At 38.5% G+C, this 24,713-nt stretch carries 21 protein-coding genes; 6 read left to right on the top strand and 15 right to left on the bottom strand.

The annotated features are described in order from the left end of the window. The first annotated feature begins 19 nt into the window (after nucleotides 1-19). The 3 genes from CCK98_RS12050 to CCK98_RS12040 all read left to right on the top strand — a co-directional run bounded on the left by CCK98_RS12050 (nucleotide 20) and on the right by CCK98_RS12040 (nucleotide 2,672). Nucleotides 20-466 (top strand): hypothetical protein, encoded by a 447-nt coding sequence (locus CCK98_RS12050; RefSeq protein WP_088086804.1) that lies wholly within the window; start codon nucleotides 20-22, stop codon nucleotides 464-466. 198 nt (nucleotides 467-664) lie between these two features. Continuing rightward, the gene (locus tag CCK98_RS12045; RefSeq protein WP_088086803.1) at nucleotides 665-2,320 is read left to right on the top strand and encodes an FAD-binding dehydrogenase; all 1,656 of its coding nucleotides are present in this window, start codon (nucleotides 665-667) and stop codon (nucleotides 2,318-2,320) included. A 34-nt stretch (nucleotides 2,321-2,354) separates the two neighbouring features. Further along, entirely contained in the window at nucleotides 2,355-2,672 is a 318-nt protein-coding gene (locus CCK98_RS12040) for a putative quinol monooxygenase (protein WP_088086802.1), read from the top strand. 106 nt (nucleotides 2,673-2,778) lie between these two features. Here CCK98_RS12040 and CCK98_RS12035 read toward each other — a convergent pair whose 3' ends face one another. The 5 genes from CCK98_RS12035 to CCK98_RS12015 all read right to left on the bottom strand — a co-directional run bounded on the left by CCK98_RS12035 (nucleotide 2,779) and on the right by CCK98_RS12015 (nucleotide 9,910). Then, nucleotides 2,779-5,916 (bottom strand): AAA family ATPase, encoded by a 3,138-nt coding sequence (locus CCK98_RS12035; protein ID WP_088086801.1) that lies wholly within the window; start codon nucleotides 5,914-5,916, stop codon nucleotides 2,779-2,781. Beyond that, entirely contained in the window at nucleotides 5,913-7,058 is a 1,146-nt protein-coding gene (locus CCK98_RS12030; RefSeq protein WP_088086800.1) for an exonuclease SbcCD subunit D, read from the bottom strand. Before CCK98_RS12030 ends, CCK98_RS12035 begins: the two co-directional genes overlap by 4 nt. Nucleotides 7,059-7,257: 199 nt before the next feature. Further along, complete coding sequence (locus tag CCK98_RS12025; RefSeq protein ID WP_007083969.1) at nucleotides 7,258-7,458, bottom strand: cold-shock protein; 201 nt, start codon at nucleotides 7,456-7,458, stop codon at nucleotides 7,258-7,260. 328 nt (nucleotides 7,459-7,786) lie between these two features. Next, nucleotides 7,787-8,140 (bottom strand): helix-turn-helix transcriptional regulator, encoded by a 354-nt coding sequence (locus CCK98_RS12020; RefSeq protein WP_088086799.1) that lies wholly within the window; start codon nucleotides 8,138-8,140, stop codon nucleotides 7,787-7,789. 21 nt (nucleotides 8,141-8,161) lie between these two features. Continuing rightward, nucleotides 8,162-9,910 (bottom strand): SulP family inorganic anion transporter, encoded by a 1,749-nt coding sequence (locus CCK98_RS12015; RefSeq protein WP_088086798.1) that lies wholly within the window; start codon nucleotides 9,908-9,910, stop codon nucleotides 8,162-8,164. A gap of 351 nt (nucleotides 9,911-10,261) precedes the next feature. Between CCK98_RS12015 and CCK98_RS12010 the strand changes: the two genes are divergently transcribed. Continuing rightward, entirely contained in the window at nucleotides 10,262-11,056 is a 795-nt protein-coding gene (locus CCK98_RS12010; RefSeq protein ID WP_088086797.1) for a TIGR00266 family protein, read from the top strand. A gap of 59 nt (nucleotides 11,057-11,115) precedes the next feature. On the opposite strand, the gene CCK98_RS12005 is transcribed toward CCK98_RS12010, so the two are convergent. The 7 genes from CCK98_RS12005 to CCK98_RS11980 all read right to left on the bottom strand — a co-directional run bounded on the left by CCK98_RS12005 (nucleotide 11,116) and on the right by CCK98_RS11980 (nucleotide 17,452). Continuing rightward, nucleotides 11,116-12,108: an ABC transporter permease subunit gene (locus CCK98_RS12005; protein ID WP_088086796.1), complete on the bottom strand. Its 993-nt coding sequence runs from the start codon at nucleotides 12,106-12,108 to the stop codon at nucleotides 11,116-11,118. Next, nucleotides 12,105-12,980, bottom strand: coding sequence for an ABC transporter permease subunit (locus CCK98_RS12000; protein ID WP_088086795.1), 876 nt, complete (start codon nucleotides 12,978-12,980; stop codon nucleotides 12,105-12,107). The genes CCK98_RS12005 and CCK98_RS12000 overlap by 4 nt, the downstream gene beginning before the upstream one ends. 149 nt (nucleotides 12,981-13,129) lie before the next feature. Next, nucleotides 13,130-14,590, bottom strand: coding sequence for a DUF4153 domain-containing protein (locus CCK98_RS11995; protein WP_088086794.1), 1,461 nt, complete (start codon nucleotides 14,588-14,590; stop codon nucleotides 13,130-13,132). Between the two features lie 69 nt (nucleotides 14,591-14,659). Continuing rightward, nucleotides 14,660-15,295, bottom strand: coding sequence for a hypothetical protein (locus CCK98_RS11990; protein ID WP_088086793.1), 636 nt, complete (start codon nucleotides 15,293-15,295; stop codon nucleotides 14,660-14,662). Then, nucleotides 15,276-15,623: a PadR family transcriptional regulator gene (locus CCK98_RS11985; protein WP_088086792.1), complete on the bottom strand. Its 348-nt coding sequence runs from the start codon at nucleotides 15,621-15,623 to the stop codon at nucleotides 15,276-15,278. Before CCK98_RS11985 ends, CCK98_RS11990 begins: the two co-directional genes overlap by 20 nt. A gap of 118 nt (nucleotides 15,624-15,741) precedes the next feature. Continuing rightward, nucleotides 15,742-15,915 carry a hypothetical protein gene (locus CCK98_RS35270; protein WP_179195775.1) on the bottom strand — a complete coding sequence of 58 codons (174 nt, stop codon included), beginning with the start codon at nucleotides 15,913-15,915 and terminating at the stop codon, nucleotides 15,742-15,744. A 94-nt stretch (nucleotides 15,916-16,009) separates the two neighbouring features. After that, nucleotides 16,010-17,452, bottom strand: a complete 1,443-nt coding sequence (locus CCK98_RS11980; RefSeq protein ID WP_088086791.1) for an amino acid permease — start codon at nucleotides 17,450-17,452, stop codon at nucleotides 16,010-16,012. Nucleotides 17,453-17,950: 498 nt separating this feature from the next. On the opposite strand from CCK98_RS11980, the gene CCK98_RS11975 reads away from it, so the two are divergent. Then, entirely contained in the window at nucleotides 17,951-19,369 is a 1,419-nt protein-coding gene (locus CCK98_RS11975; protein ID WP_179195774.1) for a sigma-54-dependent Fis family transcriptional regulator, read from the top strand. Nucleotides 19,370-19,939: 570 nt separating this feature from the next. On the opposite strand, the gene CCK98_RS11965 is transcribed toward CCK98_RS11975, so the two are convergent. Further along, nucleotides 19,940-20,971: a VanW family protein gene (locus tag CCK98_RS11965; RefSeq protein WP_088086789.1), complete on the bottom strand. Its 1,032-nt coding sequence runs from the start codon at nucleotides 20,969-20,971 to the stop codon at nucleotides 19,940-19,942. Nucleotides 20,972-21,332: 361 nt separating this feature from the next. Here CCK98_RS11965 and CCK98_RS11960 point away from each other — a divergent pair, with 361 nt between their 5' ends. Beyond that, complete coding sequence (locus tag CCK98_RS11960; protein WP_088086788.1) at nucleotides 21,333-22,496, top strand: polysaccharide deacetylase family protein; 1,164 nt, start codon at nucleotides 21,333-21,335, stop codon at nucleotides 22,494-22,496. Nucleotides 22,497-22,584: 88 nt separating this feature from the next. Here CCK98_RS11960 and aspA read toward each other — a convergent pair whose 3' ends face one another. After that, nucleotides 22,585-24,003: an aspartate ammonia-lyase gene (aspA, locus tag CCK98_RS11955; RefSeq protein ID WP_088086787.1), complete on the bottom strand. Its 1,419-nt coding sequence runs from the start codon at nucleotides 24,001-24,003 to the stop codon at nucleotides 22,585-22,587. Between the two features lie 259 nt (nucleotides 24,004-24,262). Then, nucleotides 24,263-24,688 (bottom strand): MarR family winged helix-turn-helix transcriptional regulator, encoded by a 426-nt coding sequence (locus tag CCK98_RS11950; protein WP_088086786.1) that lies wholly within the window; start codon nucleotides 24,686-24,688, stop codon nucleotides 24,263-24,265. Between the last annotated feature and the right edge of the window lie 25 nt (nucleotides 24,689-24,713).

Here is a 24,713-nt window from a genome sequence, read left to right as displayed (position 1 = left end):
TTAAGGGGGAAAATTTTTTATGAATAAAGACATCATGAAATGTTTTATAGGGAAAGTAATCAGAATTGATCGAGGTGGACCAGAATCCAGAATTGGGAAGTTACTGGATGTAAGTGACAATCTTATCGTCCTTCTCACGGAAGAAGATGGGGTCGTTTACTACAATACATCTCATATTAAAAGTTTTACAGATAATATGAAGGAGCAGATGGCATTCAACATTAAAGTTCCAAAAGATTTCAAGTTTAAAAAAGCTGCTAATTTCCAAGACCTTCTTGACACATTGAAATTAAAATGGATAAAAATTAATCGTGGCGGTCCTGAGAAGTTAGAGGGAGTACTCTGTGAGGTAAATAAAGATTTTGTTTTTTTGATCAATAATGGGGAAATTGTGCGCCTTTCTATGTCCCACATTAAAAGTATTAGTTATGGAGTAAAAATTGAAAAGGCAAAATCAAAAAAATAAAAGAGCGGCATTAATAATGATAAGAAAAGGATGAACCAGATGAATCATTTCCTCATCCTCTTCTTTTGATCTTTCAATTCGTCAATGGATTCTACCTCCAAAATCCTATGTAAGTTATGTTATACTGAATTATATTGATTTTTCAGAAAATAAAACAACACAATAGATAAGTACTTTTAATTAACCGGGGGGATTCATTTGAAATTTGACGTGATCGTGGTTGGTGCAGGTTTAGCTGGTTTAGTGGCTACGGCTGAACTGGCTGAAGCTGGAACAAAAGTGCTGCTATTAGACCAAGAACCCGAAGCGTCTATCGGTGGACAGGCTTGGTGGTCATTTGGAGGTCTATTTCTCATCGATTCACCCGAACAAAGAAGAATGGGCATCAAGGATTCACGGGAACTTGCCTGGCAGGACTGGTTAGGGGCAGCAGGGTTTGATAGAGAAGAAGATGAGGATTATTGGGGGAAAAAGTGGGCCGAGGCCTATGTTGACTTCGCCGCAGGTGAGAAACGTGAATGGCTGTCAGGGATGGGCGTTCGTTTTTTCCCTGTTGTTGGCTGGGCAGAGCGTGGCGGATATACAGCGGAAGGCCATGGCAATTCAGTGCCCCGCTTTCATATTGTATGGGGAACCGGTCCAGGTCTCGTTAAGCCGTTTGAGGATAGAGTCAGACAGGCAATGGAAAAAGGTCATGTCGATTATCGCCCCCGCCATCGTGTGAATGAATTATTAAAAGAAAATGGTGCCATCATCGGAGTCCGGGGTGAATTACTAGTTCCAAGTACTTCTGCCCGCGGTGAAGCAAGCTCTCGCGAGGTAATTGGAGATTTTGAGTTTCATTCATCCGCCGTAGTGGTGACAAGCGGCGGTATTGGTGGAAACCATGCGTTAATTAGAAAAAATTGGCCGGGACGGCTCGGTAAAGCTCCTCAAAATATGATTTCCGGAGTACCGGAACATGTAGACGGTAGAATGCTTGGAATAACGGAGAAAGCCGGCGGACGTATCGTCAATCGCGACCGGATGTGGCACTATACCGAAGGAATTAAGAACTGGGACCCCGTTTGGCCGATGCATGGTATCCGGATCCTCCCTGGTCCATCCTCGCTTTGGCTCGATGCAAAAGGTAAGCGTTTTCCTGCGCCAATCTTTCCAGGATTTGATACCTTGGGGACCCTTGAAGCGATTATGAAATCCGGCTACGATTACTCCTGGTTCATACTAACACAGAAAATTATTGAAAAGGAGTTTGCCTTATCAGGGTCCGAGCAAAATCCTGATCTGACTGGAAAAAGTATTAAAAAAGTATTAGCCCGTATTCTTCCTGGACCCACTGCACCGGTGAAAGCCTTCATGGATAAGGGAGAGGATTTTGTTATTGCGAATACCCTACCTGAACTTGTTGCTGGGATGAACAAACTTACAGGTGATAACTTACTTAATTTCGCCGAAATCGAACGGCAGGTTCTAGCTAGAGACCGGGAGATAGAAAATAAATTTACAAAGGACCTTCAAATTACCGCTTTGCGTGGGGCTCGAAATTATCTTGGAGATAAACTGATAAGAGTGGCATCCCCGCATCGAATTCTCGATCCAAAGATGGGCCCATTAATCGCTGTCCGGTTAAACATTGTTAGTCGGAAAACGCTGGGCGGTCTGCAGACAGATTTATCCGGCAGAGTCCTCGATTCATCAGGAAATCCTGTTCCAGGTCTATACGCAGCTGGAGAGGTTTCAGGATTTGGCGGAGGTGGAATTCACGGCTATCGCTCGTTGGAAGGAACATTCATCGGCGGCTGTTTGTTTACAGGAAGACAGGCTGGACGTGCAATTGCTAAAGAATTATCATAGTTACGATGAGAATTTTATTAAAGGAGGTGAAAATATGTCATCATTAGTTTTTATGGCACTTTATCGTCCAAAACCAGGAAATGCAGAGGAATTGAAAGAAGTTCTTAAAGTACATATCCCAACATTAAGAGAAGAAAATTTAATTACAAACAGGGATTTACTAACTCTTCAAGCAGAGGATGGGACGATTATCGAGATCGCTGAATGGGTGTCAACGGAGGCAATTGAAAAAGCACACCAATCGGCTGCTGTCATGGCCGTTTGGGATAAAATTGGTTCCTTAGCAGAATTAACTAGCCTTTCAACACTTGCTGAAGCTCAAGAACGGTTTCCTAATTTTAAGCCTTTATGAGTAATGGATATTTTTAAAGTCCGTAGAAAAACACGAAAAGCAGTGTGATTTCAAGCCATTGAAATCACACTGCTTTTCGGTTTGGCCATGGGAGGCTACCAATGCATTAATTAGTAAACCTAAATTCCGTCCTGCTGCCCGTTTGGTCTGCCATGACCTCTAGTCTGACATCAATTCGTTCTTTTAGTTCTGGAACGTGCGAGATAATTCCAACCAAGCGGCCGCTGCTCTGAATATCCATTAAGGCTTCAATTGCCTGATCCAGGGACTCAGGATCCAGCGTACCAAAGCCTTCATCGATGAACATCGTTTCTAGCGATACCCCGCCGGCATAATTTTGAACTACATCTGCCAGTCCTAGTGCTAGAGATAAAGAAGCTTTAAAGCTTTCCCCACCCGATAATGTTTTGACATGCCGTTCCTGGCCCGTATACTGGTCAAACACCAGCAATTCCAAACCGCTTTGCGTATTACCTTTGGATCGATCGGTTTTTCTCAGCAATTGAAAACGGCCAGAGGTCATTTTTCGTAAGCGACCGTTGGCTTCTCGTAAAATATCATCAAGAAAAGCCGCCAGCACATACCGTTCAAATGTAATTCGGAAGTTATTTTGACCCTTAGCAATTTCATAAAGATGACCAATTAACTTGTACCGTTCTTCTAAAACCTTCATCTGTTCATTCAAGCTTTCTACCCGGCTGTAAATTTCTTCGTTGTCCCGTTTTTTTACAAATAAATTTGTGCTTTGATGATTAAGTGCCTCGATTTCGCTAGTAATTTTCACTAACTCTTGCTTTAATCCCTCCAAATCAGGTGTTTTCACGTCGATTAACAGTTCAGTAAGTTCTTTCAAACGGTCAGAAACCGAGCGTAATTCTTCACGGTAGCTGCGGATTTCTGCTTCAAGGCTGCGAATCTCTCCTTCTGTCCGTTTGGAAGCAGCATACATACCGTATTTTTCAAAGCCCTGCTCTGAAAGTTTGTTAATAAAGATTTCCCTTTCCGTTTCGAGCTCTTTGTGTTTACTTGCATGGTGATTCTCTGCATCTAGTAATCTTGCCGTTTCATTGGAAAGTTTTTCTTTCACTGCCTGGAAGCGCTGCTGTGCTTCTTCAAGCTGTTTAATTAGTATTTCTTGGCGGTTCCGGGAGACAGAGACAGCCTTTTCGTATTCCGCTTCCGAGCGAAGATTTTCGGGAATGACTTTCATCATCCGTGAAAGATTGGTCTTCTTTTCGGTGAATTGCACCGTTAACTCATTCATTTGAGCAGAAACTTGATGGATGGTGTTTTGTACATTAATTTTTTCAGTTTCTTTGTTTTCTATTTCCAACCTAACCTTTTCAAGCTGTTTAATCTGTTCAGCAAGCTTTCCTTGAATCTGAACAAGCTGGTTCCTTGCAGTGACAGCCTCAATTTTTGCATGAGGTAAATCAGATTCTGTAAAATCTGGCCGATACGTACGTATTTCTTGCAATATTTCATTTACAGCCGCCTTTTGTGCTGCCTCAACTGACTGACTTTGATAAAAAGCAGCTTCATCTGCTGACTTTTCTTTTTCCCATTTGGCAGATTGTGCCTTAGCTGCCTTCATTTCCTCTTCAGTTGGAATACTGTCATCGTGTTGGATTGCTGGTGAAGGATGATGCTCCGAACCGCAAACAGGACAGCCCTGACCTGATTGAAGCCCTGCTGCTAATATCGTTGCCTGCCCGTGCATCCATTTTCTCTCTAAATTTTCAACCATTGCTCTGGCATCAGCAAATCTAGCCGTCGTATTTTCATAACGGGCGGTGATCGCCTTTAGATTTTGTTCAGCCTTTTGATGTTTTCCGAGCAGAGTTTCATATTTTTCATAACGGTCAAGTTCAGCCTTTATTTTTTCAATTCTTCCCTCATTTTCTAAATAAGTCAGCTTTCCTTTTTCAATTTCTTCCTTCTGCCGATTAAGGAATCCTATTTGTCCTCCTAGTTGTTCAAGAAGTTGTTCGGACTGCATATGCTTTTCTTTCGCAGTTTTTAGTTCAGTATCCTTGTTTTGTGTTTCTTTAAGCAATGCGGCAAACGAATAGACATCATCTTTCATATTTACTAATCGATTCACCTCATCAAGGGCCGTCTGGCGCTCACCCTCTCGTTCAAGCTCCCGTTGCAGCTGTTGCTCATGCTGTTTTAAAAGTCCATCCAATTTTTCCATTTCCATTTGAATCGACTTCAAATTTCCCTCGAGTTGATCAACTTCGCGTTTTAAACGGTGGCACAGTTCCTCCTGCTTTGCTAAAAGGGCAGCCTTTTGTGCAAGTTGAACCTGCTTTTCTTTTTCAATAAACACTTCTTTTTGTGAAACTAGGCTGGCCTTTTGCCCCTTTAATTCCTCTTTCATTTGCAGTTGTTTTAAGATCGCTTCTGCTTCAAAAAGCTGCCCCTTAAGTTTGTCCTGTTCCTGTACCCTTCCTTTTAATTGGTGGTTCAATTGTTCCAACGCTACACCCATGCCGGCAATTTCTGCTTGTAAAAGCGGCATAATGATCGTGTCATTTACAGAATCCGCATCCAGATACCCACGAAGCTCTTCATTTGTTACCGTATGAATGCGTCGAATTGCTTCATTTCTTGATTGTACCTGGTCTTCAACAGTCCTTTTTAACTCCGTTGCTTCTTCCTTCAACTTATCTTCTACCATTTTATATAACTGGGTATGGAACAGGCGCTGCAGGATCACTTCTTTATCCTTACTATCTGAGGTGAGAAGTTTACGGAATTCGCCCTGCGGAATCATTAATATTTGCCGGAATTGATTCGCATCAATAAGCATAATTTCCTTAATTTTTTCCTCAACATCATTGATTTTAGAAGCCAGCAGCTTCTTCTCGCCATTTTCTGTCCACATATATAACTCAGCTTTGGCACCTAATTGTGTATAGCCATCACCTTTTTCTTTCTTCTTCAACTGCTGCGGTGACCTTGTAATCGAATACGCTTTGTTACGAAGGGAAAAATCAAGTGAAACCTCGGTTAATACCTCATCTTTGGCAAACTGGCTGCGAAGTTCGGGACCATTACGATCCTCTCCACTCGCTTTTCCATAAATCGCATAACTGATTGCATCAAAAATGGTTGTTTTTCCGGAACCGGTTTTACCAGAAATGACAAACATCGTACGATTGCCCAGGGCGGTAAAGTCGATTTCTTCATTTCCTGCATAAGGGCCGAAAGCTTGCATCTTCAGTTTTAAAGGTTTCATTTCAATCCCTCTTCCCTAAGCACTTTTTCAATTACATCAGTCATTGCCTCTTTTTTATCCATTGAAAATTCAGAGGTTGTCATTTCTGAGTAAAATTGTTCAAACAACTCAAGCTCCGACTTTTTTTCACTTCGAATAGAAGTGAAAGATTGTTTCTTCTTTAAATCGGTAATATCCAGTTTTCTTTCAAGATGGAGGACGTTCGGATACACTTGACGTAACTTATTAATCGGATCGATTAAGGCTCCTTCATCAAGGAGAGTGATTTTTAAATAATCATGCACTGTTTCTTTTTCATAAAAATAAGGATCAAGTAATTCTTCAAGATGTCCTTCTAGTTCACGCATATCATGTTTAGGTTTAAGCGATCGATAACGTTGTGTAAAGTTACCCTTTTCATCCATTTCAATAATGGAGATCGACTTTCTTTGTTTTGCTTCGGAGAAGGAATATTTTAAGAGAGAACCAGAATATTTCACTTTGTGATGGTTAATTGCCTCTGGACTGTGTAAGTGACCCAGTGCGGTATAGGAAAACGGTTCGAACAATTCGGCGCCAACACAACCTGAGCCGCCTACCGATAAGACTCGTTCAGAATCAGAAGTTTGTCCACCTAAAACAAAGGCATGTCCAACCAAAACATTGGGCTCGTTTGGATTAAGGTGTTCCTCCATTTTTCCTATCAGTGCTTTCATCGCTTCTTGATGGGAGTGAATCGAATCATCCTGGAGAAGTTGACGGACCATCCCTGGCTCTGCATAAGGAACTAGATAGAAGTTTACTCCATTGATTTGCACAGGAGTGAAGCTTGTTGATAATTTTCCAGAAAGATAAAATTGGCTGTGCTTATACCATGAACTGCCAAAAGAAAGTCGCTCTGCACTATCGTGGTTCCCAGCAATGGCGACAACCGGTGTTTTCAATTCGACATTTATTTTAAAAAGCATTTCATCAAGTAATTCCACGGCATCGGTTGGCGGTACCGAGCGATCATATAAGTCTCCTGCGATGACAACGGCATCGGGCTTTTCTTCAGCAACAATGGCCACAAATTGCTCTAGTACTTCGCGTTGATTCTCTGTCATATATACCCCATGGACTAATTTTCCTAAATGCCAATCTGCTGTATGGATAAATTTCATCTGCTCACCCCAATTTTTTAATCTGCATCTTTTCCAATAATACTATTATAACAAAATACTTTCAGATATGAGCTTGGAAATGCTAGCAGATTACTGGAACAATGGGTATTTTATACTAGAGGTTATTTGAAGGGAATCTATAAAAATGCAAAAAACAGCCCGGAACTAAAGTACCGGGCTGTTATAGTAGATTACAATATTATTTTTTAGTTACGTTAGCAGCTTGTGGTCCACGAGCTCCTTCAACTACTTCGAAAGATACTTCTTGACCTTCTTCTAAAGTTTTGAAACCTTCTGTTTGGATTGCAGAATAATGAACGAATACGTCGTTACCGTCTTCAGCTTCGATGAATCCAAAACCTTTTTCTGAGTTAAACCATTTTACTTTACCGTTTTTCATGAAAAAAATCCTCCTATTGGCTTATACACTTAAGCCATGTGTAAATTCACCAAATTACAACGTGATAGCTTTACCTTCATTTCCTCATCCAAACATCGGTTAAAACTTTGAACAAGCTTGTAATATAAATCTAATCTCGTGCAACGGCTGATTAAATTTTAGCATTCTAATAGCCTAAATGTCAATAAAGGACAAAGTAAGATAAACCTACATACTTCTACATTTCCCCCTTATTTCCTGAGGTAATTTCGAGCCAAATCGACATCTCTTCAAAAGGGACTATTCCATTCAAATGGAAAGATTATAAGAAAACAATTACCGAAGATAATTAATTCTTCGGTATTGCTGGCTCTTCCTCATCTTCTTTAAACTTGTCTAGTATTGTGATCGTATCAACGAGATGATTGTTAAATATTTGCCTTGCAACGGCTAACAATTCGATGATCATCGGATCCTTTAAAGTGTAGATAACTTTGTTGCCCTCTTTCGTTCCAGACACAATATTTTTTGCTCTTAGAATAGTTAACTGCTGTGAAACTGCTGACCCTTCACTGCCAACAAGGGTTTGAATTTCATTTACATTCTTATCCCCTTCGGCAAGAAGTTCTAAAATGCGGATTCTCAAGGGATGCGCTAATGCTTTGAAAAATTCCGCCTTAAATTGTTGCATTTCAAGATTCAAATTGTCCACTCCTATGCTTTTTTAGAAAGTAGCCGTAAGTTTTGCTCTGCTTCCTTCTACTGCCTCCGCAGCTGATAGCTTATTGCATTCTCTAAATGCGTAATGCTTACAGCCTAGGCACTTATTTTTGTTAATATGCTCAAGTGCATATTGGATGGCTTCACCAGTATGTTCAAAAAAATGTTCCTCGCCGATTATTTGATATAATCCTGTCTTTTTCAAGACATTTTCCGGCTGCTTATTTAAACCCGATATCATAATTATACCATTTTTAGAAAAATGACGAACAATACTTGATAACGTTGCTTCTCCGGTTGTATCCATTAAAGGCACCTTACTCATTCGCAACAATAGGATTTTAGGTCGATAATTTATTGTGCTCATGATCGTTTTTTCAAACGTTTCAGCGGCACCGAAAAATAACGGACCCTCCACATTAAATATACTAATTTGTGGACAGTCATTTGTATCAGAGACAATTCCTGACTCTACCTTTTCGTGTTTATGTTTTCGGTTTGGCAAAGCTTTAGCAGTAACCATAACATCACTCATTCTTTTTGCAAAAAGAATGGCAGACATCACTAAGCCAACCTCAACAGCCATAGTCAAATTTACAAAAACGGTTAATAAAAACGTAACCGTTAAAACAAGTGAATCTGTGGATTTTGTTTTTAAAATATGTGAGAATACTTTTCTTTCACTCATATTCCAAGCAACGACCATCAAGATTGGCGCCATACTTGCTAATGGAATATACGATGCATATGGTGCAAAAAATAGCAGGACTAGCAAGACAACAAACCCATGGATAATGCCAGAAAACGGAGAAATCGCTCCATTTTTAATATTTGTCGCTGTCCGAGCAATCGCACCTGTTGCTGGAATTCCGCCAAATAACGGCGTAATCATATTGGCAATTCCTTGTCCGATTAATTCTTTATTGCTGTTGTGCCTGCTATTGGTCATTCCATCAGCCACCACTGCCGATAACAATGATTCAATACCGCCTAACATTGCAATTATGAATGCAGGCTTTAAGAGCCTGACAATCATTTCTAAATTTATGTTAGGAATATGAAGTTCGGGTAATGTGCTTGGGATTTGACCATAGGCTGTTCCAATCGTTGCAATTTGACTTGGGTAAAATATGGTTGCAATGACCGAGGAAACCACTAAACCAATCAGCGGACCTGGAACTTTTGGTGCAACCTTTGGCGTTACAATGACGGTTACTAAACAAATAGCTGCCGTTAAAATACTGAAAATATTTATCGTATCTAAATGAACAAAAATTTCTTGGATATTTTTAATAAATTCCTCATGTTTCTTAATTCCCACTAAACCTAAGAAACTAGCAACCTGCCCAATAAATATTGTCACCGCTATCCCTGTTGTGAACCCAATGGTTACTGGTCTAGGAATATATTTAATTAGTGATCCAAGTTTAAATACTCCCATTAATAGCAGAATAATACCGGCCATAAATCCAGCGACGAGGAGATTATCATAGCCGTATGTCATCACAATACCAAATAAAATGGGAATAAACGCTCCAGTTGGGCCGCCTATTTGATACTTCGATCCGCCAAATAAGGAAATAAGAATCCCTGCAACAATCGTCGTATAGATTCCATATTCTGGCTTCACTCCTGAAGCAATAGCAAAAGCCATCCCAAGTGGAATTGCGATTACCCCGACAATCAATCCTGAAAGGAGATCCTTTGGTACACTCCTTAAGGAATAATTATGGAATCTTTTGTCAATAAACATATAAACCCTTCTTATCTTCTTATTTTTGTATATCTGATTATTTGAATATATGGTAATTTGAATTATATAGCAAGCTTTTTGTTTTAAAATCTGGAATAATATTTATATAAATACTACTTGTTAGATACTCGTTACCATGTTACAATAGCTAAGCGATGAGCTGAGTTGTGTAAGTCGAGAAACATTCCTTTTTGGAGCACACTATGTGGAGTGTGGTTTTTCGCCTCAATACGCAAAAGACGTCTGTGAAAACAGGCGTCTTTTTATTTTATTTTATTAAAATTAGCACTTTTTTCCTAAATTTTTTATAATATATATAGATTTGCCATTATAAAAAGTGGAGGGAAAAGTATGAATAACCACGAAATTGATTATAAAATCTATGGAGATGACATGCAGTTTGTTGAAGTAGAGCTCGATCCACAAGAGACAGTTGTTGCTGAAGCAGGAAGCTTTATGATGATGGAAGATGACATACATATGGAGACTATTTTTGGTGATGGCAGCGGCACTAGTCCAGGAAGCGGACTTATGGGTAAGCTGTTCAGCGCTGGTAAACGGGTACTTACCGGTGAAAGCTTGTTCATGACTGCCTTTACCAATAACGGAATCAGCAAGAAACGGGTGTCGTTTGCTTCTCCTTACCCTGGTAAGATTATTCCGATGGACTTAAGCCAATTGGGAGGAAAAATTATCTGCCAAAAGGACGCCTTTCTTGCTGCAGCTAAAGGAGTTGAGGTCGGGATTGAATTCCAACGGAAAATTGGTGCCGGCTTCTTTGGCGGCGAAGGATTTATCATGCAAAAACTCGAAGGTGATGGTCTTGCTTTTGTTCATGCAGGTGGAACGATTATAAAAAAAGACCTTTTGCCAGGCCAGTCTCTACGCGTGGATACAGGCTGTTTAGTGGCGATGACAAGTAGTGTTAATTATGATATCGAATTTGTAAAAGGTGTTAAAACAGCCTTGTTTGGCGGCGAAGGCTTGTTTTTTGCCACACTCCGCGGTCCTGGTTCCGTTTGGATTCAATCCTTGCCATTTAGCCGTCTGGCAAGCCGTGTTTTTGCTGCGGCACCTTCACGTGGCGGGGCAAAAGACGAAGGCAGTATCGCAAGAGGAATTTTTGATATGTTTAATGGTGACTGATATGGAGGCGGGATCAATTGATCCCGCCTTTTTAATGTTTAGCTTCTAATTTACCCAGGCTATAGTTTTTGAACAAACTCAAATTTTTTTGAGGAATGGGATTCCATCTTAGGAACCTTTCCCTTTGTTTCTTTCTTTTTCACAACCCTAGAACCATATAGGTTCTCTTCTAGTTCTTTCTTGATCAAATTCACGATGACTATGACCACAAAAAATCCAACCACGGGACTTAAAATGGACCACGGGGCACGAATAAATTCACTATAATTTTGTCCAATTAAACCTGCCCATTCATTGGAAAGTGTTGCCGGCTTTGGCGGTTCTTCAAACCCTAGTACTCCTGCCCGATTTCTTCCACCAAGAAACATTCCAAACAAACCAAGCTGCATTGTAAGATGAAGGGTGCTTATAAACTGTTGGACAGTAAATAATAGCCCGTAAGAACGTATATACGGCATCAATTGCTTTCTTACAATATGTAATTTGCCAGCCCCCATTAACTTAGAGCTTTGCACAAAAGAGGTTTTTAATAATCCATCGATTACATCGGTGGCGAAAATCGTAACCGATGGAAATCCGATAAAAACGAGAATAATAATTTGATAGGTAACAATAGAAGAAATTGCAACATCATTAAAATCTCCCACAATCGGTATCATTAAAATGATCGCAATCAGGATCGATGGGATGTAACGAAAAGTTAGGAAAAAGTCTTTAACATAACATTTTAAGAATGGCGCCCATAATGATAGGAAGATTCCGAATATCCCACCAAGGAATACTCTTAATAAGGCGACTCCAAATGCCGAGATTAATGTAAATTTTGCACCATAAAGTAATAGCCAATGCATATCCTCGCCATTCTGATTAGTACCCAGTAAATGTTGTGCTGATGGAGGAAACGGTGCTCTGCCAAGTATTTCGCCCTGTTCATTTTTTACCAGCACCTGATGATTGTAATCTTTTGGCCCGTAATAAGGGTACAAAATACTCATTAATAAGAGAATCAAAAGCAACGTGGAGCCAATAATAGTTTTTTTATATTTTCTCATAAACTGACTGCCTCCCTCCCTTTGATTAGCTTAGAAATCAACCATCCCGCAGCTTCCATTACCAACAGTGGAATCGATAACATTAGTAAACATACAACGAGTGAAGCAAAATCTCCGCCCATAAAAATAATCTTTAGAAATTGCTGAGTAAACCCATTAATATTAAACAAAAATTCAACTAGATAAATATTGGATAATAATACCCAAATGATCGTCCGCAGCTGCAAGATTAAGAGTGGAAAAATGTTTCGCATGATATGGACGAGTATCGTTCTAAGACGTCCCATTCCCTTTGCCCTCGCATAGAGAACATATTGCTGGATTTGTTCCTCATTGATGACTTTAATCAGAAACTGCAAGAATAGGAAAAAAGGCAGAAAGGATACAGTCATGATTGGAACAAAATAAGGCTTATGACCAAATATCCCATAGAGTTGTAAAAACTTTAATCCCGTCGTTTTATATAAAGTAATAACAAAAAACTGAAATAGAAAGATTACTAGTAAATCAGGAGCAGCTTCGAAAAAATTGATCCCACTTTTCATTCGATTTTTTGCTTTTTCTGGTGAGAGCATAATTATTATTGCCACAATCATAGCAAGGAAGATAATAAAAAAGAGGCTGATTAGAAGAATCGTCATCGTGTACTGATAACTCTCGGCTATTTCTAATTTCTTAAAAAAAGCTATGTATTGATCACCGTTAAATTCCACTAAAAATTGAAAATCCGACTTCATATTAATCCATAGCGTTTTAAAATTAACTATGACATGGTCTTTTCCAATCCCTAATAACGAGGGAAGATTAAAAATAAACAGAAAGCCTGCTAGTATTAATCCAATTCTGATAAGAGCCCGAAATAAACGTTTCATTTTTTTCCCACCCAAAAATTTTATTCTAAAAAAATACAGTCCTTTTCCATTTTTACATTTATTTAGTAATTTTGCAATATTCCTAATTTATTCAGATTAATAAACATCAACTAAAAGACGATTCGGATCACCGAATCGTCTTCATTTTACTAGTTTATATCCAGCTTCTTAAGTTCTGAGAATGCCTGCTCTCGTTTTAGATTATACGATTGCCACGGCAAGCTTTCAGCAAGTGCTTCCTGTTTTCGCTCTAGTAATATTGTTTTTAGTTCAGGTATATTCTTATCTTTTTCATAAAGGTTTATTAAGCCTAAAACCCCTCTATATGACAAGTTATTAAGGTAATGAACATCAATTTTCCCGCTGGTCTCGTAACGGTTCATATTTTCTTTCACGACGATCTTATCCAAGTCAATAACTGTAATCGCTGTATAATAGATTAATGAAGTAATAAAATAAAAGTGAAATAACGACAGCTTCTCCACCCAAATCTTCACTAGTGTATAGGTAAAGATGACGACTAGGAAAATCATAAACGAATGCACAAGCACCCTAGTGAACGTAAATCCATACGCTTCTTCATACATACTTAACCGTAGGAAGGCGGAACTGAGCATCACGGAGCTCGCAAGGACAAGAATGGTCAGCATAATTTGCGTTGCTCTTCGCATGGAACTGGTTGCACGATTCACGAAGGTTAATACCATTACTGTTATGGATAAATTAATTAGTGTAACAAATAAGAGCTCGAAAAATCCTTTTCTAGCGTATTCGGCAAAGGTAAAATCCGCTTGTAATGTTCCGCTGAAAAAATACCTGAATTGTACGACGGTAAACAAAAGATAAACGGCATTGATGATGACAAGTACTGTAATTGCGATAATTCCATCCATCTGAAACTGTTGCCCATTTGTTTGTTGTTTGATTACGTTCATATGTCTGTTGTATAGGATTTGCATAAATCCAAAGAAGGCGGCGGTTAAGATTAGCATAACAATTAGTCTCATGATCCGTTCAACATTAATGACTTGGAACCATTGTGGTATGCCGCCAATTAATCGTTCAAACTGAGCATCTGCCGAAATTAGTAAATTCAAGACGACAAAGAGGATTGGCAGTGAAATCGCTATCCCCAGAATTATTTTTTTCCATACTACAAATTTGTCCTCATTAACACCTTGTTTAAAGCCCTTTCCAAATAATGCCGCGAAACTAGCATTATATTTTAGTGCTTGGATTAACCTAGTCAATATATAAGTAACAAACGCGGGTTTATTCCATTGAAAATTATTCGGACTGGTGACTAACACTAAATGAAAGATAACCAACCCAGGGATCACCAATATATTCAAGACATAAAATAGCTCGTTATTATTTAAAAAATAACTGGCTGACAGCAGCCAAATACAACAAAGAATGAGGTAACCTAGTCGTTGATGTGAAAATTGAAAGCGGCGGTAGCGCCAAATAAATACCGAGTAAAAAGCTGAAATAAACACAAAATAGGAGATCCCTACCTCACTGCGAAAGAAAGCTTCTTCACCTAAAATCCCAAGCAATAAACATAAGACTAAAAAAATCCAATCAGATTTTGTAATTTTCATTTCCATCTTCATCCCCCTTTTGTATAGAAATTCTATATATATAGTTTTACTAGGTAGTTAAGCAAAAAAAACTGCTTATATCGACGCTTTTCTCCCCCAACGATAGCCAATCCAGCTGACTGGGTATAGAATGATGGTAAAAATGATACAAGCAATAATAAATGTCTTGGTTAATAACGGAGCAAACCAAGAATGTGGAATAATCTGAAAAACTGTTAGGACCATTAATAGCAAATTTGGAACAAGCGATAGTAAAAACGTTTTTCTAAGGAGCACTCTTCCATTATGCCCAAATCCCTTTCCTATTTCATAACCTAACAATGCCCAAAAGAACATATACAAAAAAGCAATTAAGGTTGGAATCGAGGTTAAATGATTCCATAGAACAGAAAGCCATTCCCACTGAAAGATATTGTGAGCCAAGGTTAGTAAACTGCCTCCTCCAAAAAAAAGAACATTTAAGAAGATAAACACCCATTTCATATTACTTGGAGTGACAGAGAACTCTTCTCTCCATACTTGGGCAATTTCTTCAGGGCTGCCAAGCCGGGATACAATCAGGTCAAAAACCGTTTCCTCATCCTGACAATCCGATTCCATTAGAATTTCATCGATATGTGACGCATATTCACGGAGAATCTCCTCTTTATCTAATTGAATTCCCAGCCCTTTTGCTAGTTGTTCAAGAAACCTATTCTTCGGCCGTTCCATGCTTCGATCTCCCTATCACTTTGTTCATCACTTTAACAAAGTCCTGCCATTCACGTGTTTTTTCACCTAATAATTCCTTTCCAGCCGTGGTTATCTTGTAATATTTTCGCGCTGGTCCCTTTTCCTGCTCCTGCCAATAACATTCAATGTACTCTTGCTTTTCAAGCTTGTGAAGTGCAGGATACAGGGTCCCTTCTTTAACACTTAAGTCATTATCACTGCGCTGTTCAAGCACTTTCACTAATTCATAGCCGTACATATCCCGCTCGTTTAATAATTGAAGCAGGATTAATGAAGTACTGCCTTTCACTAATTCACGGTTAAACATTTTATCACCTACCTAGATACATTAGGTACATAGAAATTCTATACTATAGAAATAGTATTGTAAAGAGCGTATAAAAAAATAGTGGTAATTTTTTAATCACCACTACCGAAATCTAACCCTATTTTACTCTTCCGTTATTTCTCAGAACCTTAATATTTTGATTTCGTTCTCCACCATCAGATAATTCCTCTGAAAACTCAAGTTTTGCTTCGCTCCCAACTAATTCTCCATGCTTGATTGTCTTTCGTGGCACATTATTATTGGGTGCAGCTTGTTCATTCCATTTTCCCATCTTCATCACCTCGATAAATAGTATTTGAATTTTGCTTAAACTTATCCAATAACAGAAAAAAACGCTCAATTTCAAGCGTTTTTAACATGGTAAACTATATAATCATTTTTTTATTTTCATGCAGTTGTAATTCTTGTTCACCTTCACCATCTTGTTCGCGGTTCTTTTTAATTCTAAAATGATAAATTAAATAACAGGCTGCTACAAACGGAACCCCAAGATACAGAGCCAAACGTTGTTCTGAATCAAACGCTAAACTTGCCAATACGATAACGTTTAAAGTTAAGGCAATGATTGGCAGTGCTGGATAAAGCGGCGTTTTGAATTTAAGATCCTTTACATTTCCACCTTCACGGATGAATTTTCTACGGAAGGCAATTTGTGAAGCTGTGATTGAAATCCAACCGACTTGAGCCCCTAATCCTGCGACGGAAAGCAGCCATACAAATACTGTTTCTTCGGCAAAGAAGCCCGACAGTAAGGATAATAAAGCGATCCCGATCGTCAAAACAAGCGCATTGATTGGTACTCCTTGTTTATTTACTTTTGCAAGTGCAGGACTAGTCATCTTCTCTTTAGACATCGCATATAACATTCGTGTTGCTGCATATAGTCCTGAGTTTGCAACAGAAAGTAACGCCGTCAGAATAACAAAGTTCATAATGTCTGCTGCATAAGGGATTCCAATACTGTCAAACACGACAACAAATGGACTTTCCACGACCCCAGCTTGTTTCATAGGAATTAAACTGGCTAATACAAATATCGCTAAAACGAAGAAAAATAGAGTTCTCCAAACTGTTTGTTTAATCGATTTCGGTATGGTTTTTTCAGGCTCCTCACTTTCACCTGCAGCTATCCCGATTAATTCTGTGCCCTGAAACGAAAAGTTAACTGCAATCATTGTAATAATTAAGGCAGTAAGACCATGTGGTAATAAACCATGTGCGGTGAAATTAGAGAAAAACGGTGCTGGTTGTCCACCTTTCAAGTGAATTAAACCAAACATCGCCGCTCCACCAAGAACAATAAATGCGATGATAGCTAATATTTTAATACTCGAAAACCAAAATTCGGTTTCGCCAAACGCGCGTGCTGAGAGTGCATTCAGCGAGAATAATACAACAGCAAAAATCGCACACCAAATCCAAATAGGGGAATGAGGAAACCATCTTTGCATGAGCTGTCCTGCAGATAATAACTCCAATGCTACAGTTACAGACCAGCCTAACCAATAAAGCCATCCAAGTGCAAATCCAGTTCCAGGACCAATAAATTTCGTGGTATAAGTTTGAAATGAGCCAGATACCGGCATGGCAACAGATAATTCACCGAGACATAGCATGGTTAAAAACATGATCAAACCACCGACAATATAAGAAAGAATAGCACCCGTTGGTCCTGCTTGGCTAATCGTGTACCCTGAACCTAAGAAAAGACCTGATCCAATTACCCCACCTAAAGAGATCATAAATAAATGTCTCGTCTTCATCGTTCTTTTTAATTCATGATTTGAATTATTTTCCTGCAAATTCATTAAATATCCCCCTTTTTCCCTTAAAGAATACGCTTTCAAACCTTATTAACACAAAATAATAGGATAATTTTCTGCCTAAACTGGCAACTTTACAATATAACCTTTTGCATTAGAAATTATACGGAAATAGTAGCCTATTTTCAATAGCTAATACTAGCTAATAATTTCTAAATTATCACTATATTTCAAAATATTAAAATGCAAGTTTCATGCCAAAATTAATATGCCTATTTGTGAGCATTTTTTGAACAAATAGGCAAAATATTTTTGCATGATTTATAAATATTTTGCACCTATACCGCCAAAATAATTTTTCCACAAAAAAGGAAAGAGTATCTATCTAGCAAAAATTACCGTATTGAGAAATTATCTGATAAACGCCAATATTCTTTGCAAATTTCCACGATTTCTCTATGAAACTGCAAAACTATTTTGCATTATTACGTTTTATTTGGTTAAATAGGTGCATAAGGGATAAAACAAAGGGAATGAATCACGATGGAGAAAACAAAACAAACAGCCAATTACTTACTATATGTAAATCGAATGTATAAACGGATTTTGGACGAGGTGAATGTTGGTGTTCATGCCGTAGATGAGACTGGAAAAACGATTATTTATAATAAAAAAATGATGCAAATGGAATCGATGGACCTTCATGACGTTATTGATAAAAACCTATTAGATGTGTTTATGTTTAAAGACGATCAATCTAGTACTCTTGTAAAAGCGCTGCAAGAAGGAAAAGAAACGAGTAACGTAAAACAAACCTATTTTAACAATAAAGGTCGAGAAATTACGACAATTAATAATACTATCCCAATTTATTCGGAAGAAAAACTCCAGGGAGCAGTTGAAATTGCCAATGATGTTACAAAATTAGAGCGATTAATTAAAGGCAATATGAATAAAGGATCGACTCGATACACGTTTGATAAAATCATCGGAAGTAGCCGTGCCATTAAGGAAGTAATTGAATCAGCTAAACGTGCCACCCGAACTTCCTCCTATGTTTTGATTGTCGGAGATACAGGGACCGGGAAAGAACTTTTCGCCCAAAGTATTCACAACGGGAGCGGGCGATTATCAGCACCATTTATTTCTCAAAACTGTGCAGCTCTTCCTGATAATTTAATCGAAAGCCTCCTATTTGGGACAAAGCGTGGTGCCTTCACGGGTGCTGTTGATACCCCAGGATTATTTGAACAGGCAAATGGTGGAACACTTTTGCTAGATGAGATTAATTCATTAAATTTAAATCTTCAGGCAAAGTTACTTCGTGTTCTTCAGGAAAAGACCATTCGGCGAATAGGTGATACGAAGGATACACCTGTTGATGTACGGGTTATTGCCAATATGAATGAAGATCCGATCGATGCTATTGCAAATAATCGGATGCGTAAAGATTTATATTATCGGCTTGGAGTCGTAACTATTTTTGTCCCACCCTTAAAAGAGCGCAAGGAAGATATACCATTATTAGTCCAAAACTTTATTGAAAAATACAATGAACTTTTTCAGATGAATGTAAAAGGTTTGTCAGAGGAAGTTAAACAGTCTTTCTTTGAGTATGACTGGCTGGGCAATGTTCGTGAGCTTGAGCATATTATTGAAGCAGCTATGAATATTATGATCGATGAAGAATGGATCATGTACACCCATTTACCCTACCAATATAGAAGCAAAATGCAGATGAAAGAAAGAATGATCCCTCTTTCTACAGTTGATAACTTTATAAAAGAAAATGCAGAGATAGCTGTTCCCTTAAAACAACAAATGGAGTTATTTGAAAAATCTTATATTGACCATGTATTAACTAAAAATAATTTTAATGTTTCAAAGTCAGCTCAACTACTTGGACTAAGTCGGCAAAGTTTACAGTATCGAATGAAGAAATTAAACATTACTGGGAAATAGGATGAACACGATTTTATGAAGCTGGAGAGCAATGATGCTTTCCACTTTTTTTATTTCCATTGTAAAACCACTCACAAAAATGACTTTTTTTACATAAAATTATTATAGAAAAGTATTGAAGTTTAATAAATGGAAAATTGTATATTTCAATCGTTTCCCTATATGCAATAAAATAATACAAGCATAATAATTCCATTTTTTCTACATACTAAGAAGAAAAAAGATGAGGTGAATAAAATGGGACTACTCAACTCTTTTAACCAGTGGAAAGAGACTAAATACCAAAATCATGTCTCGAATATGAAAGACCAGGGCAAATGTCCTGATTGTTATGGTCGAGGCTATACCGTGTACCCTTATAATGAATTTGCATACTTTAATTCGTTTGAATGCCCGGGATGTCAAGGCAGTGGTCAATATACAGATTGGGAGGAAATGAGGTAATACTGTACCCCATTTAAAAGAAACATAAAAAATCCCTTCATCAAATCCGTTTTCTCGGTTCAATGAAGGGATTCTGTCTGTCTTTAATGGCATCTTTTCATGTGCCAAAGTTCACATTCTTACTAGCTAGATACCTTTCTTTACTTGGTCTTGGTAGGCTGTTGATGTCCTTACCTCTATTGTTAGTGACCCATTTCTTACAATCGCCTTTAATATTAAAGGTACACCAGATGTATTTTGAAATCTAAAATCTTTGCCGCCATAGGATACGGTAGCATCTCTTCCCTTTGGCACGTAACCGACCTTTAAGGAATGATGATGTTTTTCTACATAAGTTACAGCTAGTTGATCGATTGCATTATACAAAGTAGAAGAAGTTTGGCAAATGCCTCCGCCATATCCTTCGACTAATTTCCCGTAATTAATCTCTGGTGCTTTTTGGTACCCGTGCTCCGCATCACTCGGGCCAACTGTCGTATTGTATGAGAAGTAATCATTCGTTCCAAGGATGACATTATTTATCGCTTCTGCCGATAGTTCAATATTTTTCGTTCTTCCCACAACACCACTATTAAAATAAGTAGTATATGAGGCAATTACCACTTCATCTAAATGGGCCGCGTCTTTGTTTTCATATCCACTCGCAGTAATATATAAAGGAATCTCTACATCGCCGCCTTTTTCAGAAACGTGCATAATCTTTTCAGCCAATTCCTCTTCATCAAGGATTGTTTGAGGTGTTCCTTTGATCACCTGACCATTTCTATCCAACTTATCAAGAACCATTCGTTTATCGTACCCAGGTGTCGATTGAGATCCACGCGCTAATTCTCTGGTCAATTTTGCAATTTCAACTTTATAATTTTCAGGATTCGTTATATACCCTAAATCTTTCGTATTAAAAGTTTTTACCTTGTCTTTCGTGTTCGGATCAATAATATTTACATATACAGGCCTTGCTTCTTCCCGTTTTCGTTCTTCTTCACGTTTCTTTGCTTCTGCCAGTTTTTTTTCTTCTTGTAATTTTTTCTCTTTTTCACTCTTTTGTTGCACTTCTGCTGCCTTTGCTTCTTTTTCCTTTGCGGTTTGTTCCGTACATCCAGTTCCAAATAAACAAACTGCTACTAATAGTGAAAGTACCCAATTATGCTTCGCCATTTTATCCTACTTGACCCCTTTTTTTATAGCTCTATGCCCTTTTATAAATAGTTAGACGATACCCATTGAATTTTGTTTCATATGACTCTCCTATTCTATTCCATTTTTAATTACAATTTCCTGCAAAAAAGTTGGAAATTATAATATAAAAATAATAAACAAGATGAAGTTTGTATAAATCGTAGTCTTTTTTTAAAGGTGCGTGGCAACTAAGCCCATTTCCTCATATGGTATAATTAAAGCAGAAATCAATTAAATATCAATACCACTTTAGTCCCCTCTTTGACTTCAGCACCAAATTATTCCTTGTACTAAACGATTTCTGCACCCTGGTTAGAACGAAAATAAAGGGGGAATTACCATGACAGAAATCTTATTACTTATTAGCATTCTTTTATTTTCAGTATCTCTTGTTTTAGGAGTAATTTCTCATGCCCATCGAAAAAGCAGAAAAGGAATTTATTATACTCTGGCAACAATCTGTTTGCTATGCGTTGTTTCCCTGTTGTTTTTTCACTGGAACCTGCCTGCCCTTAGGAGTGGAGAAACAATTGATCCTCCTAAAACAGAGATACCTTCAAGTTCCGGACAAAATAATGGAACAGATTCAGGAAATGAAAATCCACCCGACGCTGAAAGTCCTCCATCCGAAGAACCTTCAAAAGAAGAACCTAGTCAACCTAACCCGACTACTCCCGAACAAATTATTGTGGGTGATAATGAAACAGTTGAATACAAGGTCGTTAAAGGCGATACATTATTCTCCATCGCCAAACGAGCAAATGTGACTGTAGAAAAAATTAAGCAATGGAACAGTCTCCCTTCCGATGTCATCAATGTGGGTCAAATATTGAAGCTTTATGGGAAGAATGTAGAGCCGGCACAACCTGCAGATCCACCAAAGCAGGTTCCCCCACCTTCATTAGCTTCATCTGTGATTATTTCAAACGGCAGCCTCCATCAGAAAAAAATCGCATTAACCTTTGATGCCGGTAGTGATGCAGTTGGCATTGGGATACTCGATGTGTTGAAAAAGCATAATGTCAAAGCCACCTTCTTCCTTACTGGTAAATGGGTTGTGAAATATCCAAACCTCGCCAAAAGAATTGCCGATGAAGGACATGATATAGGTAACCATTCTTATTCCCATCCGGACGCAGTAAAAACGACAGCTAGTGCTTTTAAAAAGGATATCATCAAAGCTGAAGAAGCAATCAAGAATGCAACGGGAAAATCACCCCAACCGTATTTTCGCTTTCCATTCGGATCATATAATTCATCCGCTCTCAAAACAGCAGGTGAAGCTGGGTACCCGTACAGCATCCAGTGGTCACTTGATACGATAGACTGGCAGCAGCCGGCTACTGGGGTAATCATCTCCCGTATTAAAACTGGAGCAAGCAACGGTGACATCATCCTCATGCATATCGGTGGAATAAACACACCGGAAGCTGTTGATCAAGTAATTCCATGGCTAAAAGCCCAAGGGTACCAACTGGTTCCATTGAGCGACTTATTACAGTAAAAAAAATGGTGCCTGACACTCCATACATAAATGTACCGGGTGTCAGGCACTCCTTATTCAAAAGAATAATATTTTTGTAAAAAGAACGTTAATCTTTATCTAAAAGAACAGCACCTGCGATTCCAGGTTTGGTCATTTCATATATATTCAAAATAAGATCTAATTCCTCTTCGCTTAGGACATCATATTTCAGGCATAATTCACGAACAGACTTGCCAGTTATAGTTGCTTCTCTTGCGATTCTCGCCGCCACTTCATAGCCAAGGTGTGGATTAACCGCAGTAATAATACCTACGCTTTTTTCAACATTCTCTTTTAAGCGAGCCTCGTTAGCCTCAATCCCTACAAGACAATGATCCGTAAACGATCGGAATCCGTTGTTCATAATACTTATAGATTGAAGTAAGTTAAAGACTAATACAGGTTCCATGACGTTCAATTCAAGCTGGCCTGCCTCTGAAGCTAGACAAATGGTATGATCGTTTCCAATCACCTGAAAGGCGATTTGATTAATCAGTTCCGGCATAACAGGGTTTACTTTTCCAGGCATTATCGAAGATCCTGGCTGACGGGCTGGAAGGGAAATCTCAGCAAGGCCAGCACGAGGACCTGATGCCATTAACCGTAGGTCATTGGCGATTTTTGACATGTTCATCATACACACCTTTAATGCTGCTGAAACTTCGGTATAAGCATCCGTATTTTGCGTAGCATCAACCAAATGTTCCGCATTGACCAACGGTAATCCAGTGATTTCTGTAAGCTGTTTGACGACATCTATTATATATTTTGGGTCTGCATTTAATCCTGTTCCAACTGCTGTTGCTCCCATGTTCACTTCATATAAATTCCCACGAGAAAGATTGACCCGTTTAATATCCCGTTCAAGCACTCGAGAGTAAGCCTCAAATTCCTGACCTAATCGAATCGGAACTGCATCCTGAAGATGGGTTCGACCCATTTTGATAACGTTTTCAAATTGCTTAGCTTTATCCTTAAAGACCTTAAGCATACTCTGCATAGTCTCTAGCAATTTTTCAAGTAATCTGAGTGTAGCTATATGAATAGCTGTAGGAAATACATCATTCGTTGATTGCGACATATTCACATGTGTATTGGGACTTAAATGCATATAAGCACCTTTTTCATGACCAAGTAACTCTAGTGCACGGTTGGCAATCACTTCATTAGCGTTCATATTCATTGATGTCCCTGCTCCACCTTGGATCGGGTCGACGATAAACTGATTGTTCCATTTACCTTCAATTATTTCATCAGCTGCTTGGCTAATAACGTTGCCAAGTCCACTATACAGCCTCTTCGTATTCATATTGGCAATTGCAGCCGCTTTTTTAACCATCGCGAGGGCGATTATTAACTCCTCATGAATTCGATAACCTGTAATTGGAAAATTTTCAACTGCCCTAAGTGTTTGAATACCATAGTAAGCATCTGTTGGTATTTCTTTTTTTCCTAAGAAGTCTTGTTCAATTCTTTTAGTGTCCATGATTTTCTTCTCCCACCCTTTATAAAAAACAGTCATTTTAGAGAAATTTTTATTACACAAAGATAATACCAGTTTAATCAACTCATGTCTCTCTTTTTAGAGATATAGTGCGAACTTCCTTTCGAGAGATTTACAGAGCTGTTATCACCGCTGAAGTCCCGATAAAAAAAGAGGTTGATCCAGAAAATTGTCCATCACAACTTTTTGGATTACCTTTTTTCAATTAACTAGGACTTTCCTCTATTTTTCGTATAAAAATTTAGGAATTGAAAGACTGATTGAATTTTTCCAAAAGTATCCCGAATAATTTGCGTTCCTCATCAGACCAGTCTTCTAGTAGTTCGGTAATTCGCTTCAAACGTGCCTGTTTATAATCGATTAATTCCTTTGTACCCTGTTCAGTTAACTGAAGAGTGTACGCTCTCCCATCCAATGGATCGGGAATTCTGTACAAATAACCTTTATGCTCTAAAGCTGCTGCCTGTCTACTGACTGTAGATATATCTAGCTTGAATTCCTCCGCTAAAACTTTAACCCCTGCAGCTCCCTTCGTTTTGATGCGATGAAGGATTAAATAGGCTGATCGATCCAGATTACCGAGCTTTTTATTGCTCGAAATTGAAGTGGTTCGGCGGATCAGAATTGCTAATTCTAGTTCTATCGTTTCTAAAGAATCTACATCCATTTCTTTTACCTCACTGTCAACCTTA

Origin of the sequence: Bacillus sp. OV166 (assembly GCF_900177675.1) — a bacterium.
GTDB lineage: Bacteria > Bacillota > Bacilli > Bacillales > Cytobacillaceae > Neobacillus.
The sequence above is the reverse complement of the archived record's forward strand: the minus strand, read 5'-3'. Positions and strand labels throughout refer to the sequence as shown.

Bases quoted from the DNA above. Each gene is read 5' to 3' on its own strand.
- CCK98_RS35270 (WP_179195775.1), bottom strand. From the start codon at position 15,915: ATGGGAAAATGGAATGAACAAGCTGCACCCAATAATAATGTGCCACGA.
- aspA (WP_088086787.1), bottom strand. From the start codon at position 24,003: ATGGACACTAAAAGAATTGAACAAGACTTCTTAGGAAAAAAAGAAATA.
- CCK98_RS12025 (WP_007083969.1), bottom strand. From the start codon at position 7,458: ATGAAAAACGGTAAAGTAAAATGGTTTAACTCAGAAAAAGGTTTTGGA.
- CCK98_RS11995 (WP_088086794.1), bottom strand. From the start codon at position 14,590: ATGGAAATGAAAATTACAAAATCTGATTGGATTTTTTTAGTCTTATGT.
- CCK98_RS11980 (WP_088086791.1), bottom strand. From the start codon at position 17,452: ATGAATTTGCAGGAAAATAATTCAAATCATGAATTAAAAAGAACGATG.
- CCK98_RS12000 (WP_088086795.1), bottom strand. From the start codon at position 12,980: ATGAAACGTTTATTTCGGGCTCTTATCAGAATTGGATTAATACTAGCA.
- CCK98_RS12050 (WP_088086804.1), top strand. From the start codon at position 20: ATGAATAAAGACATCATGAAATGTTTTATAGGGAAAGTAATCAGAATT.
- CCK98_RS12015 (WP_088086798.1), bottom strand. From the start codon at position 9,910: ATGTTTATTGACAAAAGATTCCATAATTATTCCTTAAGGAGTGTACCA.
- CCK98_RS12035 (WP_088086801.1), bottom strand. From the start codon at position 5,916: ATGAAACCTTTAAAACTGAAGATGCAAGCTTTCGGCCCTTATGCAGGA.
- CCK98_RS12040 (WP_088086802.1), top strand. From the start codon at position 2,355: ATGTCATCATTAGTTTTTATGGCACTTTATCGTCCAAAACCAGGAAAT.
- CCK98_RS11965 (WP_088086789.1), bottom strand. From the start codon at position 20,971: ATGGCGAAGCATAATTGGGTACTTTCACTATTAGTAGCAGTTTGTTTA.
- CCK98_RS11950 (WP_088086786.1), bottom strand. From the start codon at position 24,688: ATGGATGTAGATTCTTTAGAAACGATAGAACTAGAATTAGCAATTCTG.
- CCK98_RS12005 (WP_088086796.1), bottom strand. From the start codon at position 12,108: ATGAGAAAATATAAAAAAACTATTATTGGCTCCACGTTGCTTTTGATT.
- CCK98_RS11990 (WP_088086793.1), bottom strand. From the start codon at position 15,295: ATGGAACGGCCGAAGAATAGGTTTCTTGAACAACTAGCAAAAGGGCTG.
- CCK98_RS11985 (WP_088086792.1), bottom strand. From the start codon at position 15,623: ATGTTTAACCGTGAATTAGTGAAAGGCAGTACTTCATTAATCCTGCTT.
- CCK98_RS12010 (WP_088086797.1), top strand. From the start codon at position 10,262: ATGAATAACCACGAAATTGATTATAAAATCTATGGAGATGACATGCAG.
- CCK98_RS11975 (WP_179195774.1), top strand. From the start codon at position 17,951: ATGGAGAAAACAAAACAAACAGCCAATTACTTACTATATGTAAATCGA.
- CCK98_RS12030 (WP_088086800.1), bottom strand. From the start codon at position 7,058: ATGAAATTTATCCATACAGCAGATTGGCATTTAGGAAAATTAGTCCAT.
- CCK98_RS11960 (WP_088086788.1), top strand. From the start codon at position 21,333: ATGACAGAAATCTTATTACTTATTAGCATTCTTTTATTTTCAGTATCT.